Source organism: Halomicrococcus pelagicus, assembly GCF_050954125.1.
The window spans coordinates 1-12,326 of record NZ_JBPBWC010000023.1; the positions used below are offsets into that span (position 1 = coordinate 1).

At 69.5% G+C, this 12,326-nt stretch carries 15 protein-coding genes; 7 read left to right on the top strand and 8 right to left on the bottom strand.

Annotation, left to right across the window (positions count from 1 at the left end; all coding sequences use genetic code 11):
• On the top strand, window positions 1-477 hold a 477-nt coding region (locus ACRYA2_RS23800; protein ID WP_433633770.1), incomplete at its 5' end, for a phytoene/squalene synthase family protein.
• Here the strand turns inward: ACRYA2_RS23800 and cruF are convergent.
• Genes cruF through ACRYA2_RS23815 form a run of 3 tightly spaced genes read right to left on the bottom strand, consistent with a single transcriptional unit; the run spans window position 474 to window position 3,659 of the window.
• A complete protein-coding gene (gene cruF / locus ACRYA2_RS23805) occupies window positions 474-1,328 on the bottom strand; it encodes a bisanhydrobacterioruberin hydratase (protein WP_433633772.1) in 855 nt (284 codons plus the stop codon). The genes ACRYA2_RS23800 and cruF overlap by 4 nt on opposite strands.
• On the bottom strand, window positions 1,321-2,181 hold the full coding sequence (locus tag ACRYA2_RS23810; protein ID WP_433633775.1) for a prenyltransferase: 861 nt from the start codon (window positions 2,179-2,181) through the stop codon (window positions 1,321-1,323). The genes cruF and ACRYA2_RS23810 overlap by 8 nt, the downstream gene beginning before the upstream one ends.
• Window positions 2,178-3,659 carry a phytoene desaturase family protein gene (locus tag ACRYA2_RS23815; RefSeq protein ID WP_433633777.1) on the bottom strand — a complete coding sequence of 494 codons (1,482 nt, stop codon included), beginning with the start codon at window positions 3,657-3,659 and terminating at the stop codon, window positions 2,178-2,180. Before ACRYA2_RS23815 ends, ACRYA2_RS23810 begins: the two co-directional genes overlap by 4 nt.
• 333 nt (window positions 3,660-3,992) lie before the next feature.
• Here ACRYA2_RS23815 and ACRYA2_RS23820 point away from each other — a divergent pair, with 333 nt between their 5' ends.
• Entirely contained in the window at window positions 3,993-4,337 is a 345-nt protein-coding gene (locus tag ACRYA2_RS23820; protein WP_433633779.1) for a hypothetical protein, read from the top strand.
• Window positions 4,338-4,347: 10 nt separating this feature from the next.
• Here ACRYA2_RS23820 and ACRYA2_RS23825 read toward each other — a convergent pair whose 3' ends face one another.
• Window positions 4,348-5,613: a heme ABC transporter ATP-binding protein gene (locus ACRYA2_RS23825; protein WP_433633916.1), complete on the bottom strand. Its 1,266-nt coding sequence runs from the start codon at window positions 5,611-5,613 to the stop codon at window positions 4,348-4,350.
• Between the two features lie 23 nt (window positions 5,614-5,636).
• On the bottom strand, window positions 5,637-6,653 hold the full coding sequence (gene btuC, locus ACRYA2_RS23830) for a vitamin B12 ABC transporter permease BtuC (protein WP_433633781.1): 1,017 nt from the start codon (window positions 6,651-6,653) through the stop codon (window positions 5,637-5,639).
• Between the two features lie 61 nt (window positions 6,654-6,714).
• Between btuC and ACRYA2_RS23835 the strand changes: the two genes are divergently transcribed.
• A complete protein-coding gene (locus ACRYA2_RS23835) occupies window positions 6,715-7,800 on the top strand; it encodes a PGF-CTERM-anchored ABC transporter substrate-binding protein (protein WP_433633783.1) in 1,086 nt (361 codons plus the stop codon).
• Between the two features lie 9 nt (window positions 7,801-7,809).
• Here ACRYA2_RS23835 and ACRYA2_RS23840 read toward each other — a convergent pair whose 3' ends face one another.
• Window positions 7,810-8,382: a GNAT family N-acetyltransferase gene (locus ACRYA2_RS23840; protein ID WP_433633918.1), complete on the bottom strand. Its 573-nt coding sequence runs from the start codon at window positions 8,380-8,382 to the stop codon at window positions 7,810-7,812.
• A gap of 90 nt (window positions 8,383-8,472) precedes the next feature.
• Between ACRYA2_RS23840 and ACRYA2_RS23845 the strand changes: the two genes are divergently transcribed.
• Together ACRYA2_RS23845 and ACRYA2_RS23850 are read left to right on the top strand one after the other, a co-directional pair.
• On the top strand, window positions 8,473-9,042 hold the full coding sequence (locus ACRYA2_RS23845) for a class I SAM-dependent methyltransferase (RefSeq protein ID WP_433633785.1): 570 nt from the start codon (window positions 8,473-8,475) through the stop codon (window positions 9,040-9,042).
• A gap of 50 nt (window positions 9,043-9,092) precedes the next feature.
• The gene (locus ACRYA2_RS23850; RefSeq protein ID WP_433633787.1) at window positions 9,093-9,506 is read left to right on the top strand and encodes a DUF3054 domain-containing protein; all 414 of its coding nucleotides are present in this window, start codon (window positions 9,093-9,095) and stop codon (window positions 9,504-9,506) included.
• Here ACRYA2_RS23850 and ACRYA2_RS23855 read toward each other — a convergent pair.
• Entirely contained in the window at window positions 9,503-10,144 is a 642-nt protein-coding gene (locus ACRYA2_RS23855; protein ID WP_433633789.1) for an SdpI family protein, read from the bottom strand. The two genes, ACRYA2_RS23850 and ACRYA2_RS23855, sit on opposite strands and share 4 nt — an antisense overlap.
• Window positions 10,145-10,286: 142 nt before the next feature.
• Between ACRYA2_RS23855 and ACRYA2_RS23860 the strand changes: the two genes are divergently transcribed.
• Both ACRYA2_RS23860 and nucS read left to right on the top strand, forming a co-directional pair.
• Window positions 10,287-10,790 carry a DUF6735 family protein gene (locus tag ACRYA2_RS23860; RefSeq protein WP_433633791.1) on the top strand — a complete coding sequence of 168 codons (504 nt, stop codon included), beginning with the start codon at window positions 10,287-10,289 and terminating at the stop codon, window positions 10,788-10,790.
• Window positions 10,791-10,868: 78 nt separating this feature from the next.
• Window positions 10,869-11,621 (top strand): endonuclease NucS, encoded by a 753-nt coding sequence (gene nucS, locus ACRYA2_RS23865; protein WP_433633793.1) that lies wholly within the window; start codon window positions 10,869-10,871, stop codon window positions 11,619-11,621.
• Between the two features lie 54 nt (window positions 11,622-11,675).
• On the opposite strand, the gene ACRYA2_RS23870 is transcribed toward nucS, so the two are convergent.
• Window positions 11,676-12,260, bottom strand: a complete 585-nt coding sequence (locus tag ACRYA2_RS23870) for a DUF420 domain-containing protein (protein ID WP_433633795.1) — start codon at window positions 12,258-12,260, stop codon at window positions 11,676-11,678.
• Window positions 12,261-12,326 lie beyond the last annotated feature (66 nt).

Below are 12,326 nucleotides of genomic sequence, written 5' to 3' on the forward strand. Positions count from 1 at the left end.
TTCCAGCTGACGAACTTCCTGCGGGACGTCCGCGAGGACGTCGTCGACCGCGACCGCATCTACCTCCCCGCGACCACCCTCGAACGCCACGGCGTCACCCACGACCAGATAATACGGTTGGAGTTCTCGGAGGGGTTCGCGGCGGCGATACGCGAGGAACTTCGGCGCGCGGAGACCCTGTATCGCGAGGGGGTCGCCGGCATCCGATATCTCCCCGAGGACTGCCAGTTCGCCGTCCTGCTCGCCGCCGTCCTCTACGCCGAGCACCACCGGCTGATTCGGGCGGTGGACTACGACGTGCTGTCGACGACGCCCGAACTGGAGACGTTCCGGAAGCTACGGCTGGTCGCCCGGACGTGGTGGGAGTGGCGGCGGACCCGCGACCCCGAGACGGTGTTCCGGCGCGTCAGCGCCGTCGGCGAGGGCGACCGCGCGCCCGCCAGCGGGGGAACGCCGGCACCGACGCAGTCGGACTAGCGTTCGGCCGCGCCGGCCGGCCCGAACACGTCGAAGTCGAAGCGGTCGGTCCACAGCAGGCCGCCGCCGAGCAGTCCGGCGATCGCCACCGGCACCCAGTTGCCGAAGTAGGCGTTCATCGCGCCCCAGAGGAGGACGAAGCTCACCATGTCGTCGAGCATGAACTCACAGCGCCGGAGTCTGGTCCGGAGCGCCCGCCAGTCGAACCCGAGTTCCACGAGGGAGACCGCGACCGCGCCGCTGAGAATCCAGCCGAGGAAGTTAGAGAGCGGCACGCCGTAGTACGCGCCGCCGTCGGCGTACGCCCAGAACCCCAGCGCGACGGCGGCCGGGTCGAGTACGAGGTCGACGACGAGCACAACGGCGAGCGACGCCAGCAGGCGTGCCGGCAGCGAGTCGGTCCGGGGGCCGAGCAACAGCAGACAGAGCAGGTAGCTGTTCAGCACGAGCGGAAAGAAGAAGACGGGCAGGCCGACGGGGACGGTCCCGAACAGCATCGGCCCGAGCTCCAGCAGGTAGCGAAACTCGCCGTAGGGAAAGCCGGTCGTCACGCCGACGAACTCGACGGCGTACGTGTAGGCCGTCAGCGCGAGCAGGGCGATGCCGGCCCGCCGGTCGACGAGCGGTGCGAGTCCGGCGACTAGCGGCGACCGCATCACCAGCGTTCCGAAGAGGATGAGGGCGGGGTCGCGCGCCAGCCACGCCGGCAGCCAGGCCTCGTGACCCGCGACGAACAGCAGCGCGCCGACGAGCGGGAAGACGACGGCGATGGTGAACCGGTTCTCGCGGACGACCCGCGACAGGGTCGCCTCCACCTCGCGGCGGGAGACGGCGGGGAGAGGACTACCCACGGACGACCCTCCAGAGGCCGCCCAGGGTCAGCACCATCCCGACGACGGCGTTGATGGCGGGATACCACCAGTACGCGCGGTCGACGGCCACGCCGGTCGCGCGCCAGACGACGACTAGAACGGGATAGACCAGCAGGAGCGCGCCGGCCCGCCGGTCGAGCAGTCCGAAGGTCACCGCGGCGAGCAGCCAGACGACGCCGCAGTACGCGAGCGTCCTGCCCTCGCCGAGCACGGTCGCCGTGGTCCGGATGCCCGCCTCGCGGTCCGGTTCGACGTCGGGGATGGCGGAGAAGGTGTGCATCGCCATCGCCCAGAGCCAGCCGCCGGCGACGGCGAGCGCCGGAGGGTGGCCGCCGGCGAGCGCGGCGTAGGCGGCCGCCCCCGGCAGGACGTACAGGCCGTTCGACGCGGAGTCGAGCAGCGGCGTCGTCTTGAACCGCAGGGGCGGCGCGCTGTACTCCGCGCCGAGCAGCAGGAACCCGACCAGCCACGGCCACGCGACGCGCGGGGTGACGGCCACGAGCGCGACCCCGAGCAGCGCCGCGACCGCGACCGTGACCGGAACGAGGCGGTCGCCGCCGTACCGCACCTCTCGCCGTTCCTTCTTCGGGTTCCCCTCGTCCACGTCGGCGTCGAACACGTCGTTGACGCCGTAGAGGAAGACGTTCGCGGGGAGGAGGAAGTACGCGAACAGCGCGAGCGCGAGCGGGGAGAACAGCTCCGCTACCGACGACGCGCCGTAGGCGACGCCGACGACCACCGGCCCCGCGAGGTAGAGCCAGAACCGCGGGCGCGACAGCTTCAGGAGGTACCGCAGCGTCGTCGGTCGTCGGCTCTGGCCGGTCGTCGTCATTCCTGGTAGTCTTCGATCATCGCGTCGGCGGTGTGCTGGCCGCTGATGAGACACATCGGGACGCCGATGCCGGGCGTGGTGTACGACCCGGTGAAGTAGAGACCGTCGACCGCGGGCGAGCGACGCGCCGGGCGCATCGGACCGGTCTGGCGCAGCGTGTGCGCCAGTCCGAGCGCCGTCCCCCTCTTGCTGTTGTAGCGGTCGGCGAACTCCGAGACGGCGAACTGCTCCTCGAAGACGATGCGGTCGCGCAACTCGACGCCCGTGTTCGCCGCCACGTCGTCGAGAATCCGCTCACGGTACCGTTCGCGCCGCTCCGGGCCGTCGTCCAGGCCAGGCGCGACGGGGACGAGCACGAACAGATTGCTATGTCCCTCGGGTGCGACCCCGTCGTCCGTCTCGCTGGGGACGCAGAGGTAGTACGCCGGGTCGTCGGGCCACTCTCCCTCCTCGAAAATCTGGCGGAAGTGCTGGTCCCAGTCGGTCGGCAGGACGAGCGTGTGGTGGGCCAGCGGTTCCACGTCGCCCTCGACGCCGAGGTACAGGAGGAACGCGGACGGGGCGTAGGTGCGAGAGTCCCAGTAGTCGGCGTCGTACGCGCGGTGTTCGGGCGGGAGGAGCTCCTGCTCGGTGTGGGCGTAGTCGGCGTCGCTGACGACGAGGTCCGCCGGCATCGTCCGCTCGCCGGCGTGGACGAGGAAGTCGCTCTCGTGGCCGGTGATGGCCGTCACCTCGTGGTCCGTGCGGTACTCGACGCCGAGTTCGGCTCCGAGTTCGGCGATGCCGTCGACGACGCCGCCCAGTCCGCCCTCCGGATAGTGGACGCCGAGGTTGAAGTCGACGTGGCTCATCAGGTTGTAGAGCGCGGGCGTGTTGTGCGGCGACCCCCCGAGGAAGACGAGGGTGTACTGCATTATCTGCTGGAGCTTCGGGTGGTCGAAGAACCGCTCGACGTGGTCCTGCATCGTCCCGAGCAGGCTCAGCCCGCGGGCGTTCTTCGCCACGTCCCACGAGACGTAGTCGCGGAACCGACTCCGGTCGGTGTAGACGAACTTCGACATGCCGACGCCGTAGTTCGTCTCGGAGCGCCGGAGGTAGTCGTCGAGCGCGTCGCCCGCCCCCTCCTCGTAGGATTCGAAGACGGCGCGGTTGTGCGCCATGTCCGGTCGGATATCGACTTCGTCGCCGTCCTTGAAGAAGATGCGGTAGTGGGGGTCGAGCTGTTGCAGTCCGTAGTAGTCGGTCGGCTCGCGGTCGAAGTGGCCGAAGAACCGCTCGAACACGTCGGGCATGAGATACCACGACGGCCCCATGTCGAACTCGAACCCGTCGGCCTCCAGCCGGCTGGCTCGCCCGCCGAGCTGTTCGTTCTTCTCCAGTACCGTCACGTCGGCCCCGGCGTCGGCGAGGTAACACGCCGTCGACAGGCCGCCGAATCCGCTCCCGACCACGGCGACGGACTGGTCAGCGAGGTCCATACCGATTTCTGGGGCGCAACCCCAATAAAAGCGCTACACTGGGTCGTCCTCGGCGCTATCGCTGGGAATTTGCCAGTGGTATCGGTTCCGGGACCGGTCGTTTAGCAGGTGTATAACAAAGGGATTGCCTCCCCAAGGTCGAAGTGCGCCCACCCTGACTCGGGCGCGACAACGTGCCAGTGTGAACGCGTATCCCGGCGGCGCCAGGGGCTCTGGCGATGGGCTGGCCTCCCATCACTGTGTCACCAACCCCCTCACGAAAGTTCTCATCCCGGGGTACCACAGACCCCGCACGGCACATTTCTACTCTCTGACCTGTTATCCGGTATACTTATGTCTTCGTGCCGCCCGCTCACGGGCAAGGAGTTCATGCGCGTCATACCGTTCGTCCTGCTCGTCGGTGTCGCCGTGCTCTCTCTTCTCGTCGTTATCACGTTGTACGTCGTCTGGTCGCGGCTCGTCGGCCTCGACCCGACCGTCGCCAGGGAGTTCACGGCGCTGTCGGGTCTGCGACGGACGCTGCTCGCGCTCGTCTCCGGGGCGGTGCTCGGCGGCGGTGCCCTCATTGCCCCGTCCGTGCCGGTGGGGATAGCCGCCATCGTCATGCTCGCAGCGAGCACGTTCGCGGCGCTGATGGCGTTCGAACTCGTCAACGGCCGCCAGCGGACCGACGGGTAGGTTCCCCCGTCTACACCGCGTCCTCGACGGCGGCGAGCAGGTCGTCGGAGTCGACGACGGTGCCGCGTTCGCAGAGTTCCCGGTAGGTCGCGGCCGCCTCGCTGCCGGCGTAGTTGCGCTCCGCGAACGGTCGCTCCTCCACGACGACCACGTCGTCGGCGGCGCGAGCCGCGTCGAGGTTCGGAAGGTTGCCCGCGCCCACCTCGACGTCGGCGAGCACGGTCACGTCGGCGTCCTGGACGTACCGCTCGACCGCCTCGCGGGACTCGCCCGCGATGGGAGCGAACGGCTCCTCGGTCACGACGTCGAGGCCGAGCGTGCGGGCGGTTTCGAGGTCGGAGTCGCCCTCGTTGAGTACGCCGACCGACACCTCGTACCCCGCCGCCGACAGCAGGTAGAGGAGTCGCGAGACCGTGCCGCCCCCGCCGACGACGTGGACCCGGCCCTCCCGGGGGTCGGGGCGGTCGGGGAGCGCGGTGACGTACGTCGACCCCGTCACGGGGTGGCGCGAGACGACGGCGTTCGCGTCGAACGCCGCCTGGAGCGTCTCCTCGGCGAGGACGTCCCCGGGCGGTCCCTGGGCGACGAGTTCGCCGTCGGAGAGCAGGAGGAGTTCGTCGCAGTAGTGGGCCGCGAGGTTGAGGTCGTGGATGGCCGCGACGACCGTCTTGCCGTCGGCGACGAGGTCGTCGACGAGTTCGAGCGTCCGGACCTGGTGGTTGATGTCGAGGCTGGCCGTCGGTTCGTCCAGCAGGAGGACGGGGGCGTTCTGGGCGAGTGCCCGGGCGAGCAGGACGCGCTGGCGTTCGCCGCCGCTGACGGCGGTGATGGAGCGGTCGGCGAACTCGGCGACCGCCGTGCGCTCCATCGCGTCCGCCACCGCGTCGCGACCCTCGCAGTCCTTACCGCCGAACCGCGACCGGTGGGGGTGGCGGCCCATCGCGACCACGTCGCGCACGGCGAAGTCGAACGAGAGGGAAGTCTCCTGTGGCACCGTCGCGACCAGCCGACTGGCCGCCTTCGAGGAGAGGTCGTGGACGTTCCGGCCGCCGACCGTGACGCGGCCCGACTCGGGGGCGAGCACGCCGGCGATGGTCCGGAGCAGGGTCGTCTTCCCCGCGCCGTTCGGGCCGACGAGGCCGACGAACTGCCCGTCGTCGGCGGTGGCGTTCACCTTCCGGAGGACGGCCGCGTCGCCGAGCCTGACCGTGACGTCCTCGACGGCGATCGCCGCGTCGCCGTCTCCGGCGCCGTCGCTCTCGTCCTCGTCCGCCACACCGCGCGCGTCGGCGTACCGGCTCACAGGGCCGTCACCTCCCGGTTCCGGAGCAGGTAGAGGAAGAAGGGCGCGCCGAGGAAGGCGGTGACGACGCCGACGGGGAGTTCCGCGCCGCCGACGGCCGAGCGGGCGACGGTGTCGGTCGCGACGAGGAAGGTCGCGCCGGCCAGCGCGCTCGTCGGCAGCAGGATGCGGTGGTCGGGGCCAACGAGCAGGCGCATGACGTGGGGAACGACGAGACCGACGAACCCGATGACGCCGGAGACGGCGACCGCGGCGGCGGTGACGATGCTAGCGACCGCGAGCAGGAGTCGTTTCGTGCGTTCCACCTCGACGCCGAGCGTCTGTGCGTCCTCCTCGCCGAGGAGGAGGACGTTCAGGTCCTCGGCGTACGCGAACAGGACGACGAACCCGACCAGCGACACCGGGAGTGCGACGAGTATCTTGTCCCACGAGGAGTAGTTGAGGTGTCCCATGAGCCAGAAGACCGCCTCGCGGAGGCTCTCGCCGCTGTGCAGCAGCAGGAAGGAGACGACCGCGCCGAGCAGCGTCTGGACCGCGACGCCGGCCAGGAGCAGCGTGGCGACGGGCGTCCGGCCGTTCTCCGTGGCGAGCAGGTAGACGCCGAACGCGGCCACCAGTGCGCCGACGAACGCGAAGAGGGGGAGCGCGAACGGGACGGCGACGGAGAAGGCGATGGTCGCCACCGCGCCGACGGCCGCCCCGGCGGAGACGCCGATGATGGAGGGGTCCGCCATCGGGTTGCGGAAGAATCCCTGCATCACGACGCCCGCGGTGGCGAGGGCGAACCCGACCACGGCGGCGAGCGCGATGCGGGGCAGTCGGAGGACTACGACGATGCGCCGGGCGACGTCCGGGACCTCGTACGAGAGGGCGGGGAGCGCGTTCAGCACTGCCTTCCCGACGACCACGTAGTCGATGCTGACCGGCCCTGTCGCGGCGCTCGCCAGCATCGTGACCACCAGGGAAAACAGCAACCCCCCGCACCACAGCGTCGTCCGCGCACCCAGTCGCATGTAAGCAACTCTACTTGCTTTAGGTAAGTATTTATTGAATCCCTCCGATACGTCGACGTGCATGAGACGCGCGACATTTCTGGCGACGATACTCCTCGTCGCCGTCGTCGCACCCGTCACGTCGGCGGGTGCCGTGGAGGACGTATCGAAGAACGGACCGAGCGCAGTACAGCAGACCTGTTCGTTCCCGGTCACTGAGACCGACGCGACGGGAACCGAAGTGACGGTGGAGGGGGAACCGCAGCGAATCGTCACGCTCTCGCCGAGCGCGGCACAGACGATGTGGGAAATCGGGGGTAAGAGCAAGGTCGTCGGAGTGACGAAGTACGCCACCTACCTCGACGGCGCGGAGGCGAAGACAAACGTCTCCGGCTCCGGGATGACCACCGTCGTCGCCGAGAAGGTCGTCTCCCTGAAGCCGGACCTCGTGCTCGCCCCGAACGTCGTCCCCGACCAGACCGTGAAGCAACTCCGGTCGGCCGGACTGACCGTCTACAAGTTCGAGGAAGCGAAGTCCCTCGACGACGTCTACGCGAAGACGAACCTCACCGGTCGGCTCACCGGCGAGTGCGGCGGTGCGAGCGAGACCGTCGCGTGGATGAAAGACCGGGTCTCGACCGTTCGCGAGGCGGTGAAGGGCGAAGATAACCCGCGCGTCCTGTACACCATGGGCGGCGGCTACACCGCCGGCGAGGGGACGTTTATCAACGAGATAATCGAGACGGCCGGCGGCGAGAACGTCGCCGCCGAGGCCGGCATCCAGGGCTACAAGAAGATCAGCAACGAGGTCGTCGTCGAACGGGACCCACAGTGGATTATCACCCCCACCGGCATCGAAATTCCCGACGCCTACGGTTCAACCGCGGCCGTGAAGAACAACCAGACGGTGACGCTCGACACCAACTACGTCAATCAGCCGGCGCCGCGCGTCGTCTACCCCATCACGAAGCTTGCGAAGACGTTCCACCCCGAGGCGTACCAGCAGGCGAACGTGACGACCACCACGACCTCGTCGACCGGAAGTGACGAGACGAACACCACCGACACCACGACCGCCACGACGGAGTCGACCGGCCAACCCGGGTTCGGTCCCGGCGTCGCCGCCGTCGCGGCCGCCGCCGTCGCGCTGCTCGCCCGGCGCGAGTAGCGACTCTTTTCACTGGGACTCCAGCGAGTCGGGCGGTCGCTCGCCCGCTTTCTCGTTCAGGAACGACTCCTCCCGCGCAGAGAGGTCGCGGTCCCGGAACACGTCGAGGCCGGCCTGGTACGTCTCCCTCGTGCGCTCTCCCGGCCGTTCGAGCACGAGTTCCGCGATACCCGTCTCCTCGCCCGTGAATCCGAACCCGGCCTTCGAGAGCGCGTGGAACGCGAAGGGGTTGTTGACAGCGATGCGGACGCGGTCGTACCCCCGGTCGCGGAGTCGCTCGGTCGCGAACGCCGCGAGGCGTGCGCCCACGCCCTCGCCGCGCCGGTCCGCCCGGACGGTGACGTACCGGAGCCACGCCGTCGTCGGGTCCGTCCGGTCCTCGTTGAACGCGACGGCGGCGACGGGGCGGTCGTACTCTTCGTCGGCGTCCGCGCCGCCCGTATCGCCGGCACCGCCGGGCTCCTCGCGTGCGACGGCCTTCCCCGTGTTCGACATCACGAACTTGCCGGCGTAGCTGAACCGCTCGTGGTCGAGACGGAGCGTCGGCCCCTCGTCGGGCCAGCCCAGCAGCGCGTACTCCATGTCTCTACTTCGCACGCCGGAGCCAAGACGCTTGTTACGGACGTCGGACCACTCGCCGGACTTTTGCTCGCGCGGCGCGTCGGTCGGTGCATGACTCACGCCGGAGACGTGGCCATCTTCGACCGATTCGCCCGGTTCTACGACTACCTCACCCCGGACGCGGACGCCGACCTGCTCGCGGAGGGACTCGCGCAGGCCGAGCGCCCGGTCGAACGCGTCGTCGACCTGGCCGGCGGGACCGGGAGAGCGGTGCGAGCCATCGACGCACCGGAACGCGTCGTCCTCGACGCTTCTCGGGAGATGCTCCGGCAGGCCAGGAAGAACGGTCTGGACTGCGTCCAGGGGGACGCCGCCCGGCTTCCGCTCGCCGACGAGTCCGTCGACGCGCTCGTCATCTCGGACGCGCTCCACCACGTCGGAGACGTGGACGGCGCACTCGCGGAGGCGGCGCGGGTGCTGCGACCCGACGGCGTGCTCGTGGTCCGGGAGTACAACCCGGCGACGCTGCGCGGCCGGGCGCTGGTCTGGGGCGAGCACGCGTTCGGCTTCGACTCGTCGTTTCTCACGCCCGACGACCTCGCTCGGCGCCTCCACGACGCCGGACTCACACCCCGCGTGCGGAACCGCGGATTCGACTACACCGCCGCGGGAATCAGGTGAGCGGTCGTCCGAACCGGGAACGACTTGACCCCGGCGAGCCGAGTGGGGGTATGAGCAGTGCGTTCGGCGCTCGACGATTCGACCGCTCGCCCGCTACCGCGGCGCTCGCGCTCGGAGACCTGGCCGTCCTGACCGGACTCCTCGCCGCCGGGTTCCTCCGGCACAACGAGAGCCTGGTCGAGGCTCCCGTCCGCTTCGCGGACACGCTCGCCCCGTTCCTCGTCGGCTGGGTTGCCGCGTCGCTTGTGGTCGGCGCGTACAGCGTGCGGGCCCGAAGCTCCGTCCGCAGTGCGGTGCTGGTCGGCGGCGCGACGTGGCTTCTCGCCGTCGTCGTCGGGGCGACGCTCCGGGCGACCGATCTCTTCCACGGCGACGCGCCGCTGTCGTTCGTCGCCGTCGTCGGCGGTCTGGGGCTCGTCGCGTTCGTCACCTGGCGGAGCGTCTTCGCCGCGGTCAGCGGCTAGGCGGCCGTCCGGCGATACTCGACGTAGGAGTACGCGACGAGGTACAGCGACGCGACGACCGCGGGCGCGACGACGAAGAGGATGGCGTACTGCGGGACGAGAACGCCGACGAGCGCGGCGACGGCCGCGAGTTTGAACAGCGTTCCGGCGCGCTCGTGCGTCCGCTCCCAGACCGTCTCGCTGGTGAGCGTCCACGGCGTCCGGACGCCGAGGAACCAGTTCCGCTCGACGTGGTCCATCGTCGTCCCGAGGAGGTAGTACAGCGCGGCGAACGCCGGGACGAGGACGGTCGTGAACGCGAACCGGTAGCCGAGATTCCACAGCAGCACCAGCGCGTGGACATACAGCATGAACGCCGTGAACGCGACGACGAACAGCCCGTACTGGCGGTCGAACGCCCGGACGTTCTCGCCGAAGGGGTCTATCTTCGGCAACCCCACGAACAGCCCGAGGATGGCGGCACTGACGGCCGGAAGCAGGAACGCGCCCCAGCGCTTGGGCATCGTTCCGTCGGCCTGCCCGCTGGCGTTCCAGTGGGTCGCTATCGTCTCCGGCAACTGCGGGTAGTAGTACGCGCTCGATGCGAACGCGACGACGACCAGCGCCAGCGCGACCAGATACTGGTTCCGGAGATTCATGTTCGATATTCGAGCGCTTTCGCTCATAAATCTGTGCGTCAGCCCGCCGGCGGCGGTCGAGACGCCCTACCGGCGGGCGAACGCGCCGTCCGTCGTCCGCGGCGTACCTTTTTGTACGGTGACGGGACCATGCACCGCCGCCGTGGGACACCGAGCACTCGTCGCCTACGAGCGACCCGATGGCCGCTACGATTGCCACTACGCCCACTGGGGTGCGGCCGACCTCGCACTCCGCCGGGACGTTGCACCCGGGACGCCGTTCGCCGGGGGAGACGACGACCGCTGGCGGCCCCGCGTCGACCCCGCCCCGCGAGCGCGTGCCGTCCGGTTCGAGGACCTGACCGACCACCTCGATTTCGAGCAGGTCGAGGCGCTGTACGTGGTTACGCTGGTCTGGGTCGTCACAACCTACCTACCGCTGTGGTTCGGCCCGACGCCGGACAGCGACCGGCACGCCGGCGCGCTCGTCGCCGTCGAAGACCCCGACGACGCCAGACGGGTCCGCCGCTGGTTCCGTGCCACCCGCGCCGTCGTCCGCGACATGGTCGCTCGCGACGCCCTCGCCGAAGACGACGCGACCGACTACCTCGCCGCCCGCGTGACCGAGTGGGCCGGCGACCGACGGGCGGTGATACTCGCCGACTGAACGGAACCGTTCGGCTCCGCGGCCGTCCGCACGTCCGCGGACGGTCGGCTTAACTGTCCGCGTCGCCTATCGTCGCCAGTGACATCGACGGACAGCGGGGACGCTCCCGCCACGTTGCTCTCGCCGACGCACGAGGAGGCGCTGGTCCAGGTCGAGGCCGCAGTCGAACGGGGCGACCTCGTGACCGTCTTCGGTCGCTGTACCGTCGAGTACGACGGTCGGGCGAGCAGCCACCTCGGTCCGGGCGACCGACTCGTCGTCCTCAAGCCGGACGGGACGGCGCTCGTCCACACCGAGGAGGGTCACCAGCCCGTCAACTGGCAACCACCGGGAGCGACGGCCACCCCGCGTCTCCGCGACGACCGGCTCTGCATCCGGAGTGAGCGGACGAACCCCGACGAGACGCTGTCGGTCGAGTTCGAGAGCGTCGTCCAGACGTCGGCGTTCGACGTGACCGACGCGAACGACCTGTCGCTGGCGGGTACGGAGGAGGACCTCCGCCGGCGCATCCTGGACGACCCCGACCTCGTCGAACCCGGATTCACGCCGCTCGCGACGGAGCGGGAGACGCCCGCCGGCGCGGTCGACATCTACGGCGAAGACGCCACCGGAACGACCGTCGTCGTCGAACTCAAGCGTCGGCGCGTCGGTCCGGACGCGGTCGGACAGCTCTCGCGCTACGTCGACGCGCTCGGACGCGACCTCCACGCCGCGGCGACGGTGCGCGGGATACTGGTCGCGCCCTCGGTCACCGAGCGCGCGCGCCGCCTGCTCGCGGAGAAGGGACTGGAGTTCGTCTCGCTCGAACCGCCGGCGGAAGCCGGCGAGTAACCTGGGGCTGGTACTGCGGTGGCGCTCGGGGACCGAAGTGAGTCCGTCCCGGCGCTACGGGATGTACCAGCCGTAGACGTGGTTGAGGAGGACGTACGTGACGACGCCGAGGGTGAGCGAGAGGATCCACGCGGACGCGGCGATGCGGCCGACTCTTCTGTGGACCGTGTCGCGCAGTTCGGTCGGAGTGTGGGTCAGGCCGAGCACGAGCGCGTAGAGCACGACCGGGACGGAGACCACTGACAGCAGGATGTGGACCGCGAGCATGAGCAGGTACGCGTAGTAGACGATACCCTCGACCCGGATGTGTTTCTCGCCGCCGCTCCCGCCGACCTTCAGGAGGTACATTGCGAGGAAGACGAGGATGAGCGCGAACGCGGTTATCATCGCCGTGCGGTGCTTTTGCACCTCGCCGTTGCGAATCCAGTACCAACCGAGCACGAGCGTGACGGTGGCGACGCTGTTGACGACCGCGATGGCGTCCGACAGGAGGTTCACGGTCCCGACGTCGATGGAGGGGTAGATGGGCAACACCCCGGCGAACGTCCCGAGCACCAGCACGTAGCCGACGACCGATAGCAGGGCGGTGACCTTCAACGGGTTCTCGCGGGCGCGTTCGCGGGCGTTCGCCGTGGCCATGTCCGGCGCTTGGAACCGGTGCCCCAAGTGCGTTCGCTTTCGTCCCGTCGTCCACCACTGACCGGA

Coding starts and splice junctions, on each gene's coding strand:
- ACRYA2_RS23810 (WP_433633775.1), bottom strand. CDS start 2,181: ATGACGACGACCGGCCAGAGCCGACGACCGACGACGCTGCGGTACCTC.
- ACRYA2_RS23815 (WP_433633777.1), bottom strand. CDS start 3,659: ATGGACCTCGCTGACCAGTCCGTCGCCGTGGTCGGGAGCGGATTCGGC.
- ACRYA2_RS23820 (WP_433633779.1), top strand. CDS start 3,993: ATGTCTTCGTGCCGCCCGCTCACGGGCAAGGAGTTCATGCGCGTCATA.
- btuC (WP_433633781.1), bottom strand. CDS start 6,653: ATGCGACTGGGTGCGCGGACGACGCTGTGGTGCGGGGGGTTGCTGTTT.
- ACRYA2_RS23835 (WP_433633783.1), top strand. CDS start 6,715: ATGAGACGCGCGACATTTCTGGCGACGATACTCCTCGTCGCCGTCGTC.
- ACRYA2_RS23840 (WP_433633918.1), bottom strand. CDS start 8,382: ATGGAGTACGCGCTGCTGGGCTGGCCCGACGAGGGGCCGACGCTCCGT.
- ACRYA2_RS23845 (WP_433633785.1), top strand. CDS start 8,473: ATGACTCACGCCGGAGACGTGGCCATCTTCGACCGATTCGCCCGGTTC.
- ACRYA2_RS23850 (WP_433633787.1), top strand. CDS start 9,093: ATGAGCAGTGCGTTCGGCGCTCGACGATTCGACCGCTCGCCCGCTACC.
- ACRYA2_RS23855 (WP_433633789.1), bottom strand. CDS start 10,144: ATGAATCTCCGGAACCAGTATCTGGTCGCGCTGGCGCTGGTCGTCGTC.
- ACRYA2_RS23870 (WP_433633795.1), bottom strand. CDS start 12,260: ATGGCCACGGCGAACGCCCGCGAACGCGCCCGCGAGAACCCGTTGAAG.